General features: G+C 68.9%; 17 protein-coding genes and 1 pseudogene. 7 read left to right on the top strand and 11 right to left on the bottom strand.

What is annotated here, in order from left to right:
• Positions 1–93: 93 nt before the first annotated feature.
• Positions 94–993 (bottom strand): helix-turn-helix domain-containing protein, encoded by a 900-nt coding sequence (locus KCH87_RS00325; RefSeq protein ID WP_210583150.1) that lies wholly within the window; start codon positions 991–993, stop codon positions 94–96.
• A gap of 224 nt (positions 994–1,217) precedes the next feature.
• On the opposite strand from KCH87_RS00325, the gene KCH87_RS00320 reads away from it, so the two are divergent.
• Complete coding sequence (locus KCH87_RS00320) at positions 1,218–1,856, top strand: serine hydrolase (RefSeq protein WP_308298700.1); 639 nt, start codon at positions 1,218–1,220, stop codon at positions 1,854–1,856.
• A gap of 208 nt (positions 1,857–2,064) precedes the next feature.
• On the opposite strand, the gene KCH87_RS48635 is transcribed toward KCH87_RS00320, so the two are convergent.
• Both KCH87_RS48635 and KCH87_RS00310 read right to left on the bottom strand, forming a co-directional pair.
• Positions 2,065–2,403, bottom strand: a complete 339-nt coding sequence (locus KCH87_RS48635; protein ID WP_308298699.1) for a C40 family peptidase — start codon at positions 2,401–2,403, stop codon at positions 2,065–2,067.
• A 231-nt stretch (positions 2,404–2,634) separates the two neighbouring features.
• Positions 2,635–2,787: a hypothetical protein gene (locus KCH87_RS00310; RefSeq protein ID WP_210583148.1), complete on the bottom strand. Its 153-nt coding sequence runs from the start codon at positions 2,785–2,787 to the stop codon at positions 2,635–2,637.
• 234 nt (positions 2,788–3,021) lie between these two features.
• Here KCH87_RS00310 and KCH87_RS00305 point away from each other — a divergent pair, with 234 nt between their 5' ends.
• The gene (locus KCH87_RS00305; RefSeq protein ID WP_210583147.1) at positions 3,022–3,645 is read left to right on the top strand and encodes a histidine phosphatase family protein; all 624 of its coding nucleotides are present in this window, start codon (positions 3,022–3,024) and stop codon (positions 3,643–3,645) included.
• 8 nt (positions 3,646–3,653) lie between these two features.
• Here the strand turns inward: KCH87_RS00305 and KCH87_RS00300 are convergent, their stop codons facing one another.
• Positions 3,654–4,463, bottom strand: coding sequence for a hypothetical protein (locus KCH87_RS00300; RefSeq protein WP_210583146.1), 810 nt, complete (start codon positions 4,461–4,463; stop codon positions 3,654–3,656).
• A 265-nt stretch (positions 4,464–4,728) separates the two neighbouring features.
• Entirely contained in the window at positions 4,729–5,706 is a 978-nt protein-coding gene (locus KCH87_RS00295) for a winged helix-turn-helix domain-containing protein (RefSeq protein ID WP_210583145.1), read from the bottom strand.
• 89 nt (positions 5,707–5,795) lie between these two features.
• Between KCH87_RS00295 and KCH87_RS00290 the strand changes: the two genes are divergently transcribed.
• Positions 5,796–7,112, top strand: coding sequence for an MFS transporter (locus KCH87_RS00290; protein ID WP_210583144.1), 1,317 nt, complete (start codon positions 5,796–5,798; stop codon positions 7,110–7,112).
• 137 nt (positions 7,113–7,249) lie between these two features.
• Here KCH87_RS00290 and KCH87_RS00285 read toward each other — a convergent pair.
• Both KCH87_RS00285 and KCH87_RS00280 read right to left on the bottom strand, forming a co-directional pair.
• A pseudogene (locus tag KCH87_RS00285) lies at positions 7,250–7,497 on the bottom strand (IS1182 family transposase); the annotation flags it as partial.
• A 104-nt stretch (positions 7,498–7,601) separates the two neighbouring features.
• Complete coding sequence (locus KCH87_RS00280; protein WP_210583143.1) at positions 7,602–8,414, bottom strand: helix-turn-helix transcriptional regulator; 813 nt, start codon at positions 8,412–8,414, stop codon at positions 7,602–7,604.
• A 71-nt stretch (positions 8,415–8,485) separates the two neighbouring features.
• On the opposite strand from KCH87_RS00280, the gene KCH87_RS00275 reads away from it, so the two are divergent.
• Both KCH87_RS00275 and KCH87_RS00270 read left to right on the top strand, forming a co-directional pair.
• The gene (locus KCH87_RS00275) at positions 8,486–9,202 is read left to right on the top strand and encodes an SDR family oxidoreductase (protein WP_210583141.1); all 717 of its coding nucleotides are present in this window, start codon (positions 8,486–8,488) and stop codon (positions 9,200–9,202) included.
• A gap of 267 nt (positions 9,203–9,469) precedes the next feature.
• Positions 9,470–10,492 carry an LLM class flavin-dependent oxidoreductase gene (locus KCH87_RS00270; protein ID WP_210583139.1) on the top strand — a complete coding sequence of 341 codons (1,023 nt, stop codon included), beginning with the start codon at positions 9,470–9,472 and terminating at the stop codon, positions 10,490–10,492.
• Positions 10,493–11,218: 726 nt separating this feature from the next.
• Here the strand turns inward: KCH87_RS00270 and KCH87_RS00265 are convergent.
• From KCH87_RS00265 to KCH87_RS00250, 4 genes are all read right to left on the bottom strand, one after another.
• On the bottom strand, positions 11,219–14,548 hold the full coding sequence (locus KCH87_RS00265) for a S8 family peptidase (RefSeq protein WP_308298698.1): 3,330 nt from the start codon (positions 14,546–14,548) through the stop codon (positions 11,219–11,221).
• A gap of 253 nt (positions 14,549–14,801) precedes the next feature.
• Entirely contained in the window at positions 14,802–15,038 is a 237-nt protein-coding gene (locus KCH87_RS48630; protein ID WP_247195509.1) for a hypothetical protein, read from the bottom strand.
• A gap of 263 nt (positions 15,039–15,301) precedes the next feature.
• Positions 15,302–16,420, bottom strand: coding sequence for an acyl-CoA desaturase (locus KCH87_RS00255; protein ID WP_210583136.1), 1,119 nt, complete (start codon positions 16,418–16,420; stop codon positions 15,302–15,304).
• Between the two features lie 7 nt (positions 16,421–16,427).
• Positions 16,428–17,483, bottom strand: coding sequence for a ferredoxin reductase (locus KCH87_RS00250; RefSeq protein ID WP_210583135.1), 1,056 nt, complete (start codon positions 17,481–17,483; stop codon positions 16,428–16,430).
• Positions 17,484–17,570: 87 nt separating this feature from the next.
• Between KCH87_RS00250 and KCH87_RS00245 the strand changes: the two genes are divergently transcribed.
• Positions 17,571–18,710, top strand: coding sequence for a CdaR family transcriptional regulator (locus KCH87_RS00245; RefSeq protein ID WP_210583133.1), 1,140 nt, complete (start codon positions 17,571–17,573; stop codon positions 18,708–18,710).
• 554 nt (positions 18,711–19,264) lie between these two features.
• Complete coding sequence (locus KCH87_RS00240; protein WP_210583131.1) at positions 19,265–19,603, top strand: co-chaperone YbbN; 339 nt, start codon at positions 19,265–19,267, stop codon at positions 19,601–19,603.
• Positions 19,604–19,798: the final 195 nt, after the last annotated feature.

The following is a 19,798-nucleotide window of genomic DNA, read 5'->3' as shown; positions in this document are numbered from 1 at the left end:
GAGCTGCTCCCGGCGGCGGCCGGTCGTCGGCCGAGCCCGGGCGGAACGGGTGCTCGCAGGTGCAAGCCGAGCGCCCGGTGACGTTGTGTGAGGTCAGGCAGTGGCGGCCCGGGGCCCCCTCCGCGCCGGGTCAGCCGGGACAGTGTCCTGGGTGATGGCCTGGGCGAGCAGGGCCAGCGCGGCCCGCGAGGGCGAGCCCGCCTCCGTGGTGGCAACCACCATGTTGGGGCCCGGCCCGCTGCTCAGGGTCTGCTGAACGACGCTCAGCGGGCCGACCAGCGGGTGCCGCATCTCATAGGTAGCGACGGTGCACGCCTTGACCCGATGGTCGGCCCACATCGAGGAGAACTCAGAACTCTTGGCGCTCAGTTCACCCAGCAGCGCGTGCAACGCGGTGTCCTGCGGATGCTGGGCCGCCACCAGGCGCAGGTTCCCCACCACCGCCCTGGCCTTGCTCGGCCAGTCCGCATACAGGTCGCGGGTATGACAGTCGAGGAACACCAGTCTGGCCATGTTGGGCCGCTGCCCCGACAGGTCCGGGGCGCCACGGTCCAGGTGTCCGGCGAACAGCGCGTGACCCAGGCGATTCCACGCCAGCACGTCACTGCGCAGGCCGAGCACGATCGCGGGAACGCCCGCCAGCACGTCCAGCAACTGAGCCGTCGCCTCCGTCACCCGCTCCGGCGCAGGCCGCCGGCCCCGAGTGCGTTGCCTGTCCGCCCGAGCCAGGTCGTGCAGGTACCGCCGCTCGGACTCGTCCAGCCGCAGAGCCCCGGCGATCGCGTCCAGCACCTCAGAGGACGCGCTCAGCGACTGCCCCTGCTCAAGCCGGGTGTAGTAGGAGGCGCTCACACCCGCCAGCAGCGCCAACTCCTCGCGCCGAAGACCCGGCACACGCCGACGCTCCCCGTAGGTGGGCACCCCGACATCGTCAGGGCGCAGCTGGGAGCGCCGCGCCTGCAGGAAGTCCCCGAGCTGCGATTTTCCGGTCATGGATCCGAGTATGGGCCGACTCGAAACGCACAGCCTGCCCCAGCTGTGGATAGGCACCATCGGGTCTGGCTCCCCGGCATAACCGGTGGTGACGTGGGCGGAGCCGACCCGGCATCATCCCGCACGCACCCAGGAGGATGCCTTGAGCGCCACCGCCAGCGAACACGACCTCTTCGAGGCTCTGGACGCATCAGCCTTCGCCTTCACCAGACGCGCGTGGGTCGATGCCGCACCCGCCCGGGTCTATGACGTGGTCAGTGATGTGTCCGCGATCGGCCGCTGGAGCCCCAACGCGAGCCGGGCACCGTTTGCCCTACAACTCCGGGGAGACGCAGGTGCTGGGCGCGCTCGTGGCCCGTGCGACAGGCCGCACGATGGGCGACTACATGCAGGAAAAGCTGTGCGAGCCGCTCGGCATGACCTCGCCCGGCTACTGGGTCCTCGACCCGGCCGGAACGGAGATGGCTTACGGCGGGCTCAACCTCACCGCCCGCGACTACGCCCGGATCGGCGAGCTGTACCGGTGCGGCGGCGTGTGGCAGGGCGAGCAGATCATCCCCGCCGCATGGGTGCGCGACTCGCTGACCGTCGCCGCCCCGCACCTGGAGCCCGGCCGCCCGATCATCGGCGGCCACCCGACCGGCCTGGGTTACGGCCACCACTGGTGGCTCCCAGCCGGCGACCGCGGCGAGTTCAGCGCGATCGGTGTCTACAACCAGTTCGTCTATGTCGACCCGACCGCCCGCACCACCATCGTCAAGCTCTCCGCCAATCGCAGGTACGGCACCTCTGCAACAGAGTCCACCAACCGCGAGATGGAGACGCTCACCTTCCTGCGCGCGCTCGCTCGACGCGACAACTGAGAAGGCATGTCCCGGCGTTGCCACCCCTTGCCCATAAAGGAGTTGCTCCACTTCCCGTGACCCGGAACATGTGGCTGACCATCGGGCCTTGATTCCGGGACTTCACCCAGGCTGCCATGGCGGTGTTGTCGGCGACGGCGACCAACACCGCCAGGTACGCGGGTCATGGATTTGAGCAGCCTGATGGCTTCGCGGGCGGCGATCTGCTTCACCGGGCACCCCCACCTGGTACCGCGGGCCTGGTCGCGCCCTGGAAGGAGGGGGTGTCGGTGTTCGCGGGGCCTTCGCGGACGACCGCGCTGGGGCGTGGTGCGTCGATGGCGTTTCCGTGGCCGGTGTAGAGCGAGACATGCGTGATGTTGCCGGGGCTGGTGCCGAAGAACAGCAGGTCGCCTGGGGACAGTTGCTCGCCTTGCGGGAGGCGGAGGCCTGCGTCGTACTGGGCCTGGGCGACGCGGGGGATGGTGATGCCGGCGGTGCGGTAGGCGGCCTGGGTCAGGCCGGAGCAGTCGAAGCCGCCCTCGGCCGGGCCGTCGCCGCCCCACACGTACGGGGTGCCGAGCTGGGCGCGGGTGAAGGCAACCGCCTTGGCGGCAGCACTACTTGGGGCGGGCGCGGCGACCGCATATGTTTCTGCGATCTTGAGGACTTGGGTGACGTAGGTATCGTAAGGGTCGTAGTGCCAGATCGCGCGCCGGAGGGTGCTACGAGCCGCCGTGCAAGTGCTCGGCGCAGGTGTCTGAACGAGATTCTCACCGACGGGCTGAAGTCCTGAAGGTCACCAGCCCGCGGGGCCGTTCACGTCGAAGAAGCCGCCGCTGGGACCGTCCGCCGGGAGCGTGGCGGCGCGCACGACGACCTGCGCGCCCTGTGATGGATGCTGCGTTCCGAGGTTGTTATTCAGATCGGTGGCGATGTAGCCCGGGCACACAGCTGACACCTGTCGGCAGTCAGGCGTGGTGCAAGGCCGCGTGGCCGGGGCCGAGGTAAGTGGCAGGGATGGGTCACGCCCAGAATTACTCGGACGCGACTCGCTGACGCTTGGGAGTGATCGGGCTTGGGTGTGGCTCTTCCGCAGGGACCGAATACGCGTGACGGGAACTACACGATTCCGAGTGGCGTCCTGGAGACCAGGTGATCTTGAAACGGTCGAAGGGTGTCGCACATGTCGGGAACAGCCGCTCGTTACCTTTACCTCGCCCGGCATGGTGAGGCGTCGGACGACGAGAGCGAGCTGTCCGCGCAGGGCCGCCGCCAGGCTGAACTGCTCGGTGAACGGCTTCGCCACGCGCCCCTGTCAACGATCCACCACGGTCCCCTCGCGCGCGCGGCGCAGACGGCCCACCTGATCCACGGCCGTCTCGGCGATGTCCCCATCCAGCCGTCAGAGTTGGTCGGGGACTACCTCCCCCATCTCCCGGCCCGAGATGAGCTGCCGCCCGAGACAGCCGATGCCATGCTGGATCGCCTGGCTCAGTTCCCCAAGGGGGAGCGCGAGTCGGGACCCGGTCTCGCGCGGGCAGTCCTCGCGCGGTTCACCGGGCCGGTGAATGGTGATCAACCGCGCCACGAGCTTGTTGTCACCCACAACTTCCTGGTCGCCTGGCTGGTCCGCGATGCCCTCAACGCCCCGAACTGGCGTTGGATCGGACTCAACCACGCCAACGCCGCGCTGACGGTCATCCGCTATGCACCCGGCCGTCCAGCCGCCCTGCTCGTTTACAACGACACGGGACACCTTCCTCCCGAACTTCGCTGGACGGGCTTCCCGTCCGAACTCCGCGTCTGAATTACTGATCAGGAGACGAGGCCGTATCTGTCCTGATCAGGGCTTTCATGGACACGGTGATGTTCGTGAGCTGTATGGAACCGCCAATACGCCGGGAAGTCGTCGTTGCTGATGACGGCACGGAGGATGAGGAGGGCCTCAGCGCCCGGCACGCTCCATCTGCTGCCGGTAATGTCGAGTCGGTCGGCGATGAGGTGGCGGGCCGTGCCTTCGACGCCGCCGCTGGCGATCGGCCAGCCGGCAGTGAGAGCCCGGTCGTAGTGAACGAACTCGGCGTTGTTGGCGAGGTATTGACAGGCTTTGTCGATGGCGGTCCGTTGATCGCCTGCCAGCTTGCGGTGATCGGCCTCGGCGCGGATCTCGTCGGCGGCCTGCTGGGCGCATCCGCGAAGGATGCGGGCGGTCTGGACGGCGATCCAGTCCTCGGTAGCCGGGTCGGCGGGAGCGTGGAAGCAGTGGGAGGCGGCCCGGAGTTTCTCGATCACGTGGACCAGGTCGAGGACGATGTGGATGGTCACGCCGCGGCGCTTGGCCTCGGCCCGGATCAGGTCGAGTTGGTGGCGGGCGCCGTTGACGAGGACCACCCAGCACCTATGGTGCTGCGGGCCGCGGGCCGCGGGTCGCTCCTGGGCCTGGACGAAGGCGGCGGCAATGACGTACTCGGGATCATGCTCGACCGATCCGGTCAGCCACTTGGCCTGCGCTTTCGGCCCGGGGCGCGGGATTCGGGCGGTGCTGCGGCCGCCGGGCGGGGCGATGACGTCATGCGGGCGGCGCACGGCCGGATCGGCGTCATAGACGGCGGCCAGAGTCGCCATACGTTTCCGGATCCTCAGGGCCCGCAACACCGCCATGCTCGAAGCAGTCGCGGAACTTCCGCCCGCCATCATCAGCGACCTGTTTGGTGTCCATCCCCAGATCGCCCACACTTGGGCCAACTACGCCCGGGGCAGTTGGGCACACTACCTCGCTGCTCGCGCCACATCATCCTGATCAGCAAAGGATGCCTCGAACCAACGACTTGCGGTCCCAGCGACCAAAAACCTTGATCGGGTGCCGTTCCTCAAGGGAATTGCTGAACCGTCAGCCCGAACCGGCGACCAGCGCCTCGCCGAGCGGGGTGCGCCGATAGAGCACCGACCGTCCGGACCGGGCGCGGACGAGGAGCCCCGCGCCTCGCAGAATTGCGAGGTGGTCTCCTACCGCGCCAGGTGCCATGGCGAGGCTTCGGGCGAGGTGACTGGTACTGGCCGGGGCGTCCAGCGCCAACAGCAGCCGGGCTCGGGCCCGGCCGACCAGAGCGGTCAGCGCGTCCGGTTGGGGGACGGTCTCCTGTTCGCCCCACAGGGCGGCGGTGCCGCGGGCAGGGTAGACCAAGGTCCTGGGCCAGGGGTCTTCCGTGTGGGCGGCGATATGCCCGACGACGGCCGAAGGGATCAGCAGGAGCCCGTCGCCGGCGAGGCGGACTGTTCCGCCTCGGAAGAAGCCGATCTCGATGCCGCCGGCTTGCCAGGCGATGCCCGGGTGCAGGCTCTCGATGGTCGTGGCCCATCCGTGTTCGCCGATCACACCCACCCGGTGCACGACATCGCGCTCACAGATCGCGCACAGTTGCGGCCAGTCCGTGGCGAGCAGTTCGTGCCAGGCCTGGTCCATCGCCTCGGCGATCCTGGGGACGGCGTCCGTCGAGTCCAGCACTGCGCGTACGCGGGGATCGTGGGCGGACGGGCCGGTCGCGTTGGTGGCGATCTCGTGGCGGGCCGCTTCCGGCGGTGTGGCCCGGATCATGGCCAGGTCGTCTGCCCAGGTCTGGTTGAGGCCGCGTGGAGGCGGGGCGACGAAGTTCGGTCCGGATTGCGGGGTCTGCAGGGCGAGGGCGGCGTTCAGTTCGGTCTCGCGGCGAAGGCGTTCAAAGGCCGGCATGAGCCGGGTGGCCCATGCTCGCGGCAGCGGCCGGTCTTGACCGGCGAGCGAGCGCAGCAGTAGGCAGAGGTCCAGCGCGGGCGACAGTGCGAAGCGGCTGCGCAGCAGGTCCTCGACGGGGACTTCGAAGCGCAGCACCCCGCGATGCTACCGCGGCAGGCCTGTTCCGATTCGTCCAGCGACGAATCATTGGTGAGTGGCGTAGGCGCACGGCGAGGCTCGGCGTCATGACCCCAACCGCCGAACCCGCGCAGAGCAACCACCGTGCCACCTACCGGGAGGTGCTGGCCGAGCCGCGATTCCGGCTGCTCTTCTCAACCCGCACCGTCGCGATCACTGCGGACGCGCTGCGGATCACCACGTTCTCGGTTCTGGTCTTCTCGGTCACCGGCTCCGCGCTGCTGAGCGCACTGGCCTTCGGCATCGGCTTCATCCCGCAGCTGTTCGGTTCGCTGCTACTGGGCTCACTGGCCGACCGACTGCCGCCCCGCGCGCTCATCACCGGCGGCTACGCCTTGACGTGCGCCGCCGCCCTACTGCTCGCCCTGGTGCGGATGCCGATCGCGGCAAGCCTCGGTGTCGTGGCGCTGGTCGCCCTCGCTACACCGGTGTTTCACGGCGCGTCGAGTCGGCTGGTCGCGCAGTCGCTGGAGGGCGACGCCTATGTACTGGGCCGTTCACTGAACAACATCGCTGCCTCCGGCGCGCAACTGTTCGGCCTGGCACTGGGAGGTGCGGCCGTCGCGGTACTCGGCCCGCACCGGGCACTCGCGGTCAGCGCCGCCCTCTACCTCGGCTGCGCCCTCGCCATCCGCATCCGGCTACCCCGACTGCAACCGGGACAGTTCGGCGGCACACCCGGCAGCGCTGGGGGCGATGGCGGGACCGTCCGGGCAAGCCTGAACGGCGCCGGCCTGCTGCTGCGCGAACGTACGGTACGACGACTGATGCTGGCCCAGTGGCTACCACCCGCGTTCGTAGCGGGCGCGGAAGGCCTGATCGTCGCCTACGCCGGGGGACGCCACTTCGCGCCCGGCTGGTACGCGGTGCTGATGGGCTGCCTGCCGGTCGGCATGCTTGTCGGAGACCTGCTGGTGGGCCGACTCCTACGACCGCCCACCCGGGAGCGACTGGTAGTCCCGTTGATTGCGCTGATGGGACTGCCGCTGGTCGGCTTCGCTGCCGAGCCCGGAGTGGGCGTCTCGTCCTGTCTGCTGTTGCTCTGCGGCTTCGGATTCGCCTACGGTCTCGGCCTGCAGCGGCCGTTCCTGGACGCCCTGCCGCAGGATGGCCAGGGCCAGGCCTTCGGTCTGCTCGGCTCCGGCAGCATGACGCTGCAGGGCGTCGGGCCGGCCTGCTTCGGCTCGGTGGCCGCAGGTATCGGAACAGGCGGCGCAATCGCCCTTGCAGGCGGCTCGGCGGCGCTTACCGCCGGCTGGATTCTCACCTGGCACCGGCCCACCTCCCCGGTCCCCGTGCCGAACTACTCAACAGGATCAGAGAACGGCACCGAACAGCATGCGTGTAGTCCCCCTGCGCAGTAACCGTCGCAGGTCGGGTCGGCCGCGTGCCGTCACGCACCCCACCCCCACGTCTCTCTGACAGACAGTCATTCCCGGCAGGTCATTCTTTCCTGCAGAGGAACTGCACCCACCTTGATCTGCCCTCCGAGCGACCGGCACAGCATCAGCCGGGGATCGTAGGGTGGGTAGCCGCGCTTTTCGGTGTAGTCCGCCAGGACCGGCCCCAGATCGAGCGCCTCGTCGACCAGCTCGGCGACGAACCGCGCCAAATGGTCCTGGGGCAGCCAGTCGTCCAGCGACGGGGGCAGCAGCAGGACCTGGTGCGGGTCGAACGCCCGAAACGTCTTGTCCACCGCCGCCGGACGGCCCTGCGGCTGCTTCTTTCGGCCGGCTCGGCCTCGAACAGCCCATCCCCACCATGCATACCGCCAGCATCCCGTATGAATGGTCACGAAACCCAGGCGGGTTGCCAGTTGGTGAGACCGTCCATGCGTCAGGCCTCGCACTGCTTCAGGCCACCCGTGCGGCGAGCCTGCGCAGGGTCCGCGCGGAAGGTGATCCGGGATCCGCCGTCATCAGGACGACTTCCTGGTCGTCCTCGGGGACGAGCAGTACGTCGCAGTTCAACCGCAGTTTGCCTGCCGTCGGGTGGTCGAGGGTCTTGGTGCGGTGCCCGGGAGCGTGGACCGGGCGAGTTTCCCAGATCTGCCGGAACTCCTCGCTTCCGGAGCGCAGTTCGGTCAGCAGATCGGCGAGCTGCGCGTCGTGCGGGTAGCGGTCTGCGGCCCGGCGCAGCCGCGCCACCACAATGTGCCCGAATTCCTCTGCGCTGGAGCTCCCGTACATGCGCCCCTGACCGAGGAAGCGGCGCTGGGCCAGGTTCGTCGTCCCGCGTCCGAGGTCATCGCCCAGCAGAGCCTGCGCGAGGGGGTTCCAGGCGACGACGCCATAGGCCGCGTCGGTGACGATCGCGCCGGTCTCCGGCAGTCGCCGCAGCATCCGGGCCACCTGCGGGCGCACCCCCTGCACGGCGTTGGTGCCGGGCGGCGCGGATGATCCGGCCAGGCGGAACAGGTGGCTGCGTTCGGCCGGGGTGAGCCGCAGAGCCTGGGCCAGCGCGTCCAGGATCCGGGGCGACGGCCGGGGCCCGCGAGCCTGCTCGAGTCGTGTGTAGTAGTCGACTGACATGTAAGCCAGCTCTGCCACCTCTTCGCGTCGCAGGCCCGGTATGCGGCGAGGGGTACTCGTCGGCAGGCCGATCTCGTGCGGGCGCAGCCCCTCACGGCGTTCCCGCAGGAAGCGGGCCAGCTCCTCCCGCGCCATGCTGCCTCCTCCAGCTTCCTGGTACAGGTTGTCCCTGGCAAAACGGACACGGCCAGGGAACCGTAGGCGTCATGAACGATCGCACAGCACTGGTCACCGGTGCCAACAAAGGTATTGGCAAGCACATCGCCAGCCGGCTCGCCGCAGAGGGCTTCACCGTGTACGTGGGTTCCCGCGACGTCGGGCGCGGGCAGCGGGCCGTCGAGGAGATCAGCGGCGACGCCCGCCTGCTGGTCCTCGACGTCACGGACACCCACAGCATCACCAAGGCCGCGGCACAGGTGGACCGCCTGGACGTTCTGGTCAACAACGCGGGCATCTCGGTCTCGCTCACCCCGCCGACCGAAGCTGATGCCGAGGAGTTCCGGCGCACGTACGAGACCAACGTGTTCGCGGTCGTCGAGGTCACCAATGCCTTCCTGCCCGCCCTGCGCCGATCGCCGCACCCCCGCATCGTCAACATCTCCAGTGGCACCGGATCGCTGACCTGGAGCACGAACCCCAATCCTCAGTTCGCCCCCGGAACTGGTGGCGCCGCCGCCTACCGATCGTCGAAGGCCGCCCTCAACGCCCTGACCGTCTTCTACGCCCAAACGCTGGCCGAGGAGGGCTTCAAGGTCAACGCGCTCGCCCCTGGTCTGCGAGCCACCGACCTCAACCCCCGGGCAGCCGCTGCCGGTGGGGACCCGGCCGACGCCGCCCAGGGAGCCGTCCGCCTCGCTCTCCTGCCGGACGAAGGCCCCACAGGCGCGTTCTTCTCCTGGGACGGAACACCCGTGCCGTGGTGAGCGCGCAGACGCCCCTTACTCGTTACTGACCCACGCTCCTAGGCCGTGCTCGTCGACGGGCCCGCCGGCGGGTAGGCCCGTACGCCGTCCAACTGCTCGCCGCCCGCGGTGTGACCGTCGTGGCGACCGGCACTTGGCGTCGACCTCGGCGCGGAAGCGGCAGTCGCACTCCTGAGAGGGATTCCGACGGCCACGTCGGCCGGTTGGCCTGGTCACACCGTGCCGACGCGGGGAATCAAACATGGGGGCCAGATGCTTCAGAGATGTGTGAAGAAGATTGGTTTTCTCTCCTTTGGCCACTGGTCGCCGAGTGCGCATTCCAGGACCCGGTCCGCTGCTGACTTCCTGCACCAGTCCATCGACCTGGCGGTCGCTGCTGAAGAGCTGGGCGTGGACGGTGCGTATTTCCGCGTGCACCACTTCGCGCAGCAGGCGGGCAGCCCGTTCCCGCTGCTCTCGGCCATCGGTGCACGAACCTCGAAGATCGAGATCGGCACCGGCGTAATCGACATGCGCTACGAGAACCCGCTGTACATGGCCGAGAACGCGGGCGCCGCCGACCTGATCTCCGGCGGCCGACTGCAGCTCGGCATCAGCCGCGGCTCACCGGAACAGGTGATCGATGGCTGGCGTTACTTCGGCTACGCCCCCGAGGAGGGGGAGACCGGCGCGGACATGGCCCGCAGGCATGCCGAGGCTTTCCTCAAGGTGATCGAGGGCGAGGGCTTCGCGCAGCCGAACCCGCGGCCGATGTTCCCCAACCCGCCGGGGCTGCTGCGCGTCGAACCGCACTCCGAGGGGCTGCGCGAACGCATCTGGTGGGGCTCCAGCTCGAACGCGACCGCCGTCTGGGCCGCGAAGCTGGGGATGAACCTGCAGAGTTCCACACTGAAGGACGACGAGACGGGCGAGCCGCTGCACGTCCAGCAGCGCAAGCAGATCGAGGCGTACCGCGAGGCGTACAAGGAGGCGGGTCACGCGCGAGAGCCGCGCGTGTCGGTCAGCCGCAGCATCTTCGCCCTGACTGACGACGTGGACCGCGCCTACTTCGGCAACGACCGCAACTCGCGGGATCAGGTTGGCATGATCGACGACACGACCAGGGCGATCTTCGGACGCTCGTATGCTGCCGAGCCGGAGGTGCTGGTGAAGCAACTCCAGGAGGACGAGGCCATCCAGGCTGCGGACACCCTGCTGCTGACCGTCCCGAACCAGCTCGGGGTCGACTACAACGCCCATGTGCTGGAGAGCATCCTGACCCATGTGGCACCGGAGCTCGGCTGGCGCTGAGTGTTCTGCCGCCCTGCACGCGGGTCGGCTCGGTACCGTGGGGGTCAGGTCGTCTGCTGAGCCGAGCACGGGCCCGGCTCAGTACCGCTGCACCTCGTGCTTCGCCTTGCACGGCCATCGCGCCCTTTGCCGCCGGGCTTTTGGAATGACGGCCCGATGTGGAGCGGCAGAAGCAACGGTGTCACAGCGGCTACCGCAATGAGGTGGAGCGGACCTGGCTGCCGTGACTGGTGCGGGAGTTGAGCGTTCGGTGCGATCCATGGGTACGTCACCATGGATCGTGTCGGACAGGTGGGCACCCCACTGGCGGGGTAGTTCCCAGTACAGCCGCTCTGGGACCAGATCACGGCTTCCGACCCCGATCTCGGTCGCTGACAAGGCGGTTACCGGCACTCCAGCACATCCCTGCCCGGGGGGAGAGAGACGGCGCGCCCGGTGTTCACGCGCCACGTCGCTCCGGCCCTGTGACACCCCGGTCCGGTCATCATCAACCGCCCGAGCACAGCGAAGACGCCCAGCGGCGCCTGTTCGCCGCCGTCCGGCTCGTGGTGTGCGAGGTTCTCGAGATCACCACCGCGAGGGGAGCACCCCTGCCGCACTGGGAGACGGCCGTGGGGGAGGAGAGGCCTACCTGATCTCCGGCCTCACCGGCGGTTCATCGGGCCCTCCTGCGCAAAACCGCTCCCGCACAGGCCACAGCACTGTGCGGGAGCGGTCGGCGCCGGGTTACCGGGCCGTGTACGCGCGGAGGATCGTCTGGTCCACCGTGTTGCCTCGCTTGTCGGCCGCCTTGGCGCGCAGGGACACGCTGCCGCCCGTCTGCGGGGTCTTGACCGAGACCTGGCCTGCGATGACCGGCCGCAGGGTCCAGTGCGCGCCCTCGTCGTAGGAGACGTACACGTGCAGCGCGGCGAGATGTTTGCCGGCCGCCGCGCCCTGCACGGTCACCGGGATCTTCAGGGTCGAGCCCGCGGTGGCCGTGCTGTCCGCCGCGAGCGGCGGGGCGAAGCGCACCACAGACATCGGCAGCGCGGTCTTCTCGGCGACGTTCTGCGAGCGGAACGTCCAGCTGGCGGTGACCTTGTGGGAGACCGGGGTGCCCGTGGCCCGGGTGGCCGTGGTGGTCAGCCGGTACGCGGCGGAGCGGGCCGGGACCGTGAAGGACGCGGCGCCGGTCAGCGGATCGTCGCTGGTGCCGATCTCGGTGCCGTTCCTGGTGAGCGAGGTCCGCGCCGAGGCGTACGTCAACGGAATGGAGTTGCCGTCGCTGTCCGCGAACAGCGGGACCGTGCCGGTGATCTTGTCACCGGTACGGGACAGCCCCTGCCCCGTACCGAGGTGCGGCCCGAACACGCCGATGCCGAAGGCGCGTTGATAGGTCCTGCCCGGCTCGTACGCCGTGTACGGGGCAACGTACTGGGCTTCGAAGAGGCCGGTCGCGATGTCGTACCGCCGGAAGTCCACTTGCCATTTGGTGGCGTTGTCGGTGTTGACGTGGACCGTGGCCTCGTACGGCAGGCTGCGGCTGACGATGTACGCGGCCCCGGTCGGTCCATTGCCGGTGTCGGCGTTGAGCAACAGATAGGCGCGCTTGCCGGGGGTGGGCGAGCCGAGCCGGGTGGAGATGTTCGCCAGTTCGTCGGGCTTCGGGCTGCGGACGAATCCGTCGGTGTAGCGGGTGCCTGCGGCCTGGTACGCCAGGTGGTACTCGGACGCGGTCGCGTCGTTCAGGAAGGTGGCCTGGATGCGCTGCTGGAGCTCACCGGGGTTGGCGTCCGCCCCGAGGTGCGCGGTGCCGAACGTGAAGGTCTTGAAGCTGCTGAGCAGCCACGAGGCGCTGGTCCGGTACTCGGGCGTCTTGATCTCCGCGCCGACATAACCCGAGAGAGCCGTGGCCTTCGGATCGGGCGGGGTGATGTCGACGGGTTTGGCGGTGCGTTCGTCGATGGTGACCTTCGTGTCGTGTTCGAGCTGCAGGTTGGCTTGGTTGATCACGTCCGCACCCGTCCACGTGGAGCCGGTGAAGACGTAGAAGGAGGTGCTGACGAAGTAGCGCCCCTTGGGCAGCCGGATGCTGTCGGTGCCGGTCACGTTGCCCAGATCGCCCCAACGGCCCTTGCCGAGTCCGCCGACGCCCACGTAGTGGCTCTGGTAACTCTTGGCAGGCGTACCGTCCTTGGCGATGTGTTCGAGGGTCAGGTCGTACGACTCGACCTCGCGCTCCACGACTGCCGCCGTGCGCACGGTCTGACCGCCGCCGCTCGCCGTGACGTACGCACTGTAGGCGCCGTCCAGTGTGCCGGCGCGGGTGTCCGCGCTGACGGTGGTGGACGCCTCGCCGCCGGCGGGCACGGTCAACTGCGGGTGCTCCACGGTGAACACGCCTTCGGGCGCGGGCTTGCCGTCGGGGCCGGTGGCCGCCACGGACAGGTCGAGGGTGACGGGCTCGGTGCCCTCATTGCGGTAGGTGAGGCGCTTGGTCAGGAGTTCGTCGTCGGTGTGCGGCCACGTCTGCCGGCCGAAGGAGAGCGAGTTGGGCTCGGCGGTGACGCTCTGGTCGATGGCGCGGGCGAGATCGATGCGGCCGGAGCCCTGCTGGAACGGGGTGTAGCCACCGGAGACCGTCGATCCGGTCAGCGTCGACTTGATCTGCTCGCCGGTCCAGCCCGGGTGCTCCTGGGCCAGGATGGCGGCGGCGCCTGCGACATGTGGCGTGGCCATGGATGTTCCGGAGATGGCCACATAGCCGTCCGCGACGGGCGTGCCCGACTTCGCGATGGTGCTGTCCGGCGCCGCGGCGGCGCCGATACTCACGCCGGGCGCGGTCACATCGGGCTTGATGGCGGCATCACCCAGGCGCGGGCCGCGGCTGGAGAACGAGGCGAGCTGGTCGCTCTTGTCGACGGCGCCGACGGTCAGGGCGGCGTCGGCGCTGCCGGGGGAGCCGATCGTTCCGGTGCCGGATCCGACACCGCTGTTGCCGGCAGCGATGACGAACAGCGTGTCGGTCTCGGCCGAGAGCCGGTTGACCGCTTCCTCCAGCGGGTCGATGCCCGGACTGTCGAGGCCGCCCAGACTCAGGTTGACAACGTTGGCACCCTGCGCGGCGGCCCACTCCATACCGGCGATGATCCCGGAAGTGGCGCCCGAGCCGTAGTCGTTGAGCACCTTGCCGTCGAGGATCTTCGCGCCCGGTGCGACGCCCGTGTACTTCCCCGCGGACTTGGCTCCCGTACCGGCGGCGATGGACGCGACGTGGGTGCCGTGACCGTAGCGGTCCTTGGAGTCGGCGGAGGTGGAGAAGTTCTTCTCGGCGATCTCCTGGCCGGCCAGATCCGGGTGGGTCTGGTCCACTCCGGTGTCCAGGACGGCGATCGTCGTGCCGGCGCCGTCGTAGCCGGACTGCCAGGCAGTCGGGGCGCCGATCTGCGGCACGCTCTTGTCCAGGTCGGCCTGGCGGATGTCGTCCAGCCAGACGGCGTCGATCCCGGACGCGGTCGTACGGTACGGGGCGGCGCTCGCGGGCTCACTGGTGAGCGCGTCCCAGGTGGCCGTGGCGTCCTCGGGCGGGGTGGTCACGGCGTCCGCGTCGAGTGTGGCGAAGGAACGTCTCAACTCGTTGTCGCCTGCGGTGCGTACGTCCTGCCGTGCGGCGGGGCGCGCGCCCTGATAGGTGACGATGAGCTGGATGCCGTCGCGCTGTTGGGCCAGATACGCGGGCTCGCTGAGCGTGGTGAGGTCGAACAGCCGCTGGTCGACGCGGCCTTCCTGGACCAGACGTGCGGCGTCGGCCGGCACGGCGTAGGTGTGGTCCTCGACGCGCTGGATCTGGATGGGGATGTCCGCACGGCCCGCCGGGCGCTCCACGGACACCGGCTCGCCCTCGCCGTCCACGGCGATCCGGTCGCCGGTGACGAGGGTGATCCAGTTCAGCGCGGTGCCTGCGTCAGATGCCGTCAGCGTCTCGGACGTGCCGGTCTGCGCCGCTGATGCTGCACTCCCCGACGCGGCCGCAGGGACCACGGCCAGTCCGGCGACGAGTGCCGTGGCCGACACTGCGGCGACCGAAATGGCGCGTATTCGGCGCGGTCTGCTGCTCGGCTGTCTATTCAATTCTGTGCCCCTGACGAAGTCAATGTGAAAGGAGACCCCATCGGGCCCCCGATCACACAGTATGAGCATGACAAGAGCGTTCGCTCAACTAGCCTCCGGTTATGGGAAGTTGGCGTAAATAGGCCACGATCCCATCGACTTCAGTAAACCCTTTGGCATGTTTCCACTTTGTGAAATTAAATTCGGGCGCGCCGCATTATCGGCAAAAGGCGTCCGCGTTCTTCGCGAGGGCGGGGGAGAGCGACTCCAGGCCGCTGAACGGCGTGCCCTGCTCGAGGTGGCCGGCGCTCAGCAGCTGCGATCGGCCGGCGTGGATCTCCAGGAAGACCTCGTGTATGACCTCTTCCGCGGCCGCCCGGGTGCCCGAGGAGTTCGCAGTGGTCCGGCGAGCATCGGTTCCGGCAGTGTCCGCGTCACAGCCCGTGCCTTCCACCCAGCCCGCCCGTCGGCAAACCGAGTGCGTGTACGCACCCGACTACCGGCCCGACCATGGCAGGTCAGCGCACTACAACACCTCGCCGGGGGCTGTGTGCTGAGCTCCTGGCGCACGTCCAGGTAGCAGCGCAGCCGGACACCGGCTGCCCCGGATCCCGTGTCGTACGGTCTGACGTCGCGGTCGCCCACCGTCCGCAACGGATCTCACCGAACCCGGCGGTGCCGCCGGTACGGCCGAGGGATCTGAACCAATACCGGGAATCAGGCGGCGACGAGCTCCTGCTCGCGGTCCGGCGTCTTGACCTTGGGCTTCTTGTTCGGCAGCGAGAGCCGGAAGACCTTGTGCCACGCGGAGAACACCTGCTTGGGCAGCGGCCCGGTGACGTACTCCAGCTCGTACTTCTCGAACAGCGCGCGCACCTTCACCGCGACCTCGGCGTACCGGTTGCTCGGCAGGTCCGGGAACAGGTGGTGCTCGATCTGGTGCGACAGATTGCCGGTCATGAAGTGCATGGCCTTGCTGCCGCTGATGTTCGCCGAGCCCATCATCTGGCGCAGGTACCACTGGCCGCGCGTCTCGCCCTTGATGGAGCGGCGCTCGAAGACCTGTACGCCCTCGGGGAAGTGCCCGCACATGATCACCGAGTGGGTCCAGATGTTGCGGACCAGGTTCGCGCTGAACGTGGCGGCGAGCGTGGGGAGGAACGACGGGCCCGACAGCAGCGGGTGGATCACGTAGTCCTTGAGCACCTGCTTGCGGATCTTGCGGCCGACGGCCTTGGCCCGCGCGCGGAACTCCGGGTTCTTGCGGCGGCGCTTGTTCAGGTTCTTGCCGAGCTCGAGGTCGTACGCTGCGATGCCGTACTCGAAGAAGCAGGCGTTGATGAAGTTCCACAGCGGCTGGCCCAAGTGGAACGGGTGCCACCTCTGGTCCTCGTCGACGCGCATGATGCCGTAGCCGAGGTCGTTGTCCTTGCCGATCACGTTGGTGTACGTGTGGTGCAGCTCGTTGTGCGAGTGCTTCCACTGGTCGGACGGCGAGACGTGATCCCACTCCCAGGTGGTGGAGTGGATCTTCGGGTCCCGCATCCAGTCCCACTGGCCGTGCAGGACGTTGTGGCCGATCTCCATGTTGTCCATGATCTTCGCCACGGACAGACCGGCGGTGCCGATCAGCCACGCGGGCGGGAAGATCGAGAACAGCAGCACGCCCCTGCTGACCAGCTCGAGCTTGCGCTGCACCGAGATGACCTTGCGGATGTAGGCGGCGTCTTTCTCGCCGCGGTCGGCGATCACCTCGTCGCGAATCGCGTCCAGCTCGCGGCCAAGCTCCTCGATCTGCTCCGCGGTCAGGTGGGCGGTGGGGTCGATGGCGGTCAAGGTGCTCCTACCGTTCGATGTCGCAGGGGCCCGCCGCGGCGGACACGCAGGTCTGGATGAGGACGCCCGGCTCGGCCTCGGTGATCTCTCCGGTGCGCAGGTCGCGGACGGCGCCCGTCTTGAGCGGCGTGACGCAGCCGAAGCAGATGCCCATGCGGCACCCGGAGGGCATGAGCACGCCGGCCTCCTCGCCGATGTCCAGCAACGGCGTGGCGCCGTTGGCGTCGACGGTCTTGCCGGTGACGCTGAATGTGACCTCGCCGCCGTCGCCGGCGACGACGATGCTGGGGCGGAAGCGTTCGGTGTGCAGGCGCTCGTGGACGCCGTGCTCGCTCCAGTGCTTCTCGGCGGCGTCGAGCAGGCCCGCGGGCCCGCAGGCCCAGGTCTCGCGCTCGGCCCAGTCGGGCACGAGTTCGTCGAGACGGGCGATGTCGAGCATGCCGTCTGTGTCGGTGTGCACCTCGGTGAGCCGCAGTTTCTTGTCCGCGGCCAGGTCGTGCAGTTCGCTGCGGAAGATCACGTCTTGCGGCTGTGGCGCGCAGTGGACCATGACGACGTCGTCGAACTCGGTGTCGCGCAGCATGCCCATTACGGGCGTGATGCCGCTGCCGGCCGTCAGATAGAGCACCTTGGCGGGCTTGGCCTGCGGCAGCACGAAATCACCGGTCGGCTGGTCGAGCTGGATCAGCGTGCCCGGTTTGGCCCTGCGGACCAGGTGGTTGCTGACCTTGCCGTCCGGGATCGCCTTCACGGTGATCGTGACGCGGCCGTCCTGGCGGTTTGTCGGCGAGGTGAGGGAGTAGGCACGCCACAGGCGCACCCCGTCGACGTCGACCCCGATCCGCACGTACTGACCGGCTGTGTGGCCGCGCCAGCCCCGTCCCGGCCTGATCACGACAGTCGCGGCGTCACCCGTCTCGGGGTGCACGGCCTCGATGCGCCCACGCAGGTCGGCGCCCGCACGCAGCGGGCTGACCAGGTCGAGGTAGTCCGACGGCAGCAGCGGCGTCGTGACCATCTCCAGCAGTTTCCACGCCCTGCTGCGGAGGGCTGTACTCGTCATGACTCCAGCTTGCTGCGCCTCAGGGCGTAAAGTCCTGACCGCAGGACGTAAATCTGGTCGGCTGAATTGTTCGCAGGGAATAGAAACGTGAGCCATGCAATCCCGAGGGCCAGCGAACTGGCCCTGGATGAGACGACAGTCACCGCACTTCGGGCCGCGCTGAAGAGCACCGCCGACGAGGTCGTCCAGGCGATCATCGACGAGGTCCCTCCCTACGCCAACGCCCTTTCGGGCCACATGGGCGCCACCATCCGCCGAGCCGTCCGCACCGCCCTGGGGCACTACCTGGACCGCGCGAGCGGGAACGCCACAGGCGGCGACGCCGGTGACGCAGCCTATGAGCTGGGCCGCGGCGAGGTGCGCGACGGCCGTTCGATGGACGCCCTGCTCAGCGCCTACCGCGTCGGCGCCCGCGTGGCCTGGCGATGCCTGGCAGCGGGTGCCGTACCCGCAGGTCTGCCCGCCGCCGAGGTCGCCAAATTCGCCGAGCTGACCTTCGCCTACATCGACGAGCTCTCCGCCGCGAGCGCCGCGGGCCACGCCGACGAACTGGCCGCCCGGGGCAGGGACCACGAGCGCCACCTGGAACACCTGGCCCGCGACCTCGTCGCCGGCGCGAGCCCGGACGTGCTGCTGGCCTCTGCTCAACGGGCCGGGTGGCAGCCTCCGGTTTCACTGACCGCGGTCCTGCTGCCCGCCGCCCAGGCCCGGCCTGCCTACCGCGCGCTCGACCCGATCACCCTCGTCCTCGACGATCTGCCGGACGCCACCGGTGTGCTGCTCGTCCCCGATGCCGACCGGTCACATCTCTTGCGGCAGCTGACCGACCGCACCGCCGTGGTAGGCCCGGCCCGGCCATGGACTCGTGCGTCCGCCTCGTACGCACGAGCCGTACGCGCGCGCTCCCTCTCCTCTGATATTCGCGACACCGAGGACCACCTGCCCGAGCTGGTGCTGAGCGCCGACGCGGACGCGTTCGCAGACCTGCGTGTCCGAGCCCTCGCACCGTTGCGGACCTTGCCTGTCGCGACCGCACGGCGGCTGGAGGAGACGTTGCGAGAGTGGCTGCTGCACCAGGGCAGGCGGGACGAGGTGGCGGCGGCGCTGTTCGTCCATCCCCAGACCGTCCGGTACCGGATGTCGCAGCTGCGGGAGCTGTTTCCGGATCTCGCATCGCCACACCGGGTCCTTGAACTGACGCTGGCGGTCGGTCTTCGGGGCAACTGACGCGTACTTCGACCGTCCACGACCGCGTCCGCGCGCGGTCCAGGAATCGTGCCTCGTTCTCGGCGCCATCAGCCGGCTCATGCGGCCCGGGGAAGAGCGGTATGAGCCGGCTGGAGACCGGGGTTTGATGTGAAGACCGGACAAGGCCTCGGGAAGCCCTTCTGGGGCGCTGTCTCTGAGAAGCGCGGTGGCGGATACGGCTCGACTGGATCCGGTGGGCGATGCGCACCCGCCCGCTCGTCGACGCGCTCATCGAGCATCCGGTCGGTGATCTGGGCCGCTATGCCCTGGAAAGGGGCTTTCATGTCGTCGTGGAGGGTGCTGCCCTGGCACGAGCTGACCCACGGGCGCGCGGCGGGCTGAAGCTGGGTGACCGGCAAGGCGGCCAGGCCGGGTCACCAGGGACGGGGGGCCAGGCCGCTCGCGCCGGGGACCACCGTGGTTCTGCGACGGCCCCGTGCCCCCCTTCCGACAGGTCAACCGGACGACCGGCCTGGCACACCGCGCGAGGGATGATGGGGATGGAATGACGGAACGTGAGGTCAGGAGCTTCCATGGCGCAGCGGGTTCACCGACCCCGTGAGGACGCGGAGTTCAATTTCATCCTCGGGATGAGCGCAGTTCCGGTCCTCGCATACTTCACCGGGACATGGCCCAAGGCAATCGAGCCCTGCCGGGTGATGGACCTCGTCGTGGGTGGCATCGCCGACGACTACGCAGGCCGCCTGACGGCCGTCCGCACCGACATCACGCGTTGTCCGGCCGCAACCGAGCGATACGGGATCACCGGAGCCCCGTCCTACGTCCTGCTGAAGGAGGGAGAGGCGGTGGCGCACGGCACGGGGCCTGTGACCATCGCCGAGGTACGGAAGTTTCTGGACGGCCACGTCTGAGCGGCCGCTGCGGCACGTGGCCGCGACGCCCGTCACGTCTCGTCCATGGGAGCTGCGCCGCCTGAGGCACGTTGGGGCTGAGACACCCCCACAGGTCACATAACGCCGTCCAGGACCACGCCTGGCGGCAATTCCATCCCGGGAGAGCGACATCCATCCAGTTCGCGGTCACATCCCGGCCAGACCGTGCCTGGA

Origin of the sequence: Streptomyces sp. GESEQ-35 (assembly GCF_017948485.1) — a bacterium.
In the GTDB taxonomy this organism is placed as follows: domain Bacteria; phylum Actinomycetota; class Actinomycetes; order Streptomycetales; family Streptomycetaceae; genus Streptomyces.
This window is presented reverse-complemented; position numbering and strand designations above follow the sequence as displayed.

Coding starts and splice junctions, on each gene's coding strand:
- KCH87_RS00240 (WP_210583131.1), top strand. CDS start 19,265: ATGGCGCAGCGGGTTCACCGACCCCGTGAGGACGCGGAGTTCAATTTC.
- KCH87_RS00280 (WP_210583143.1), bottom strand. CDS start 8,414: ATGGCGCGGGAGGAGCTGGCCCGCTTCCTGCGGGAACGCCGTGAGGGG.
- KCH87_RS00290 (WP_210583144.1), top strand. CDS start 5,796: ATGACCCCAACCGCCGAACCCGCGCAGAGCAACCACCGTGCCACCTAC.
- KCH87_RS00275 (WP_210583141.1), top strand. CDS start 8,486: ATGAACGATCGCACAGCACTGGTCACCGGTGCCAACAAAGGTATTGGC.
- KCH87_RS00250 (WP_210583135.1), bottom strand. CDS start 17,483: ATGACGAGTACAGCCCTCCGCAGCAGGGCGTGGAAACTGCTGGAGATG.
- KCH87_RS00320 (WP_308298700.1), top strand. CDS start 1,218: ATGCCGCACCCGCCCGGGTCTATGACGTGGTCAGTGATGTGTCCGCGA.
- KCH87_RS00325 (WP_210583150.1), bottom strand. CDS start 993: ATGACCGGAAAATCGCAGCTCGGGGACTTCCTGCAGGCGCGGCGCTCC.
- KCH87_RS00300 (WP_210583146.1), bottom strand. CDS start 4,463: ATGGCGACTCTGGCCGCCGTCTATGACGCCGATCCGGCCGTGCGCCGC.
- KCH87_RS00305 (WP_210583147.1), top strand. CDS start 3,022: ATGTCGGGAACAGCCGCTCGTTACCTTTACCTCGCCCGGCATGGTGAG.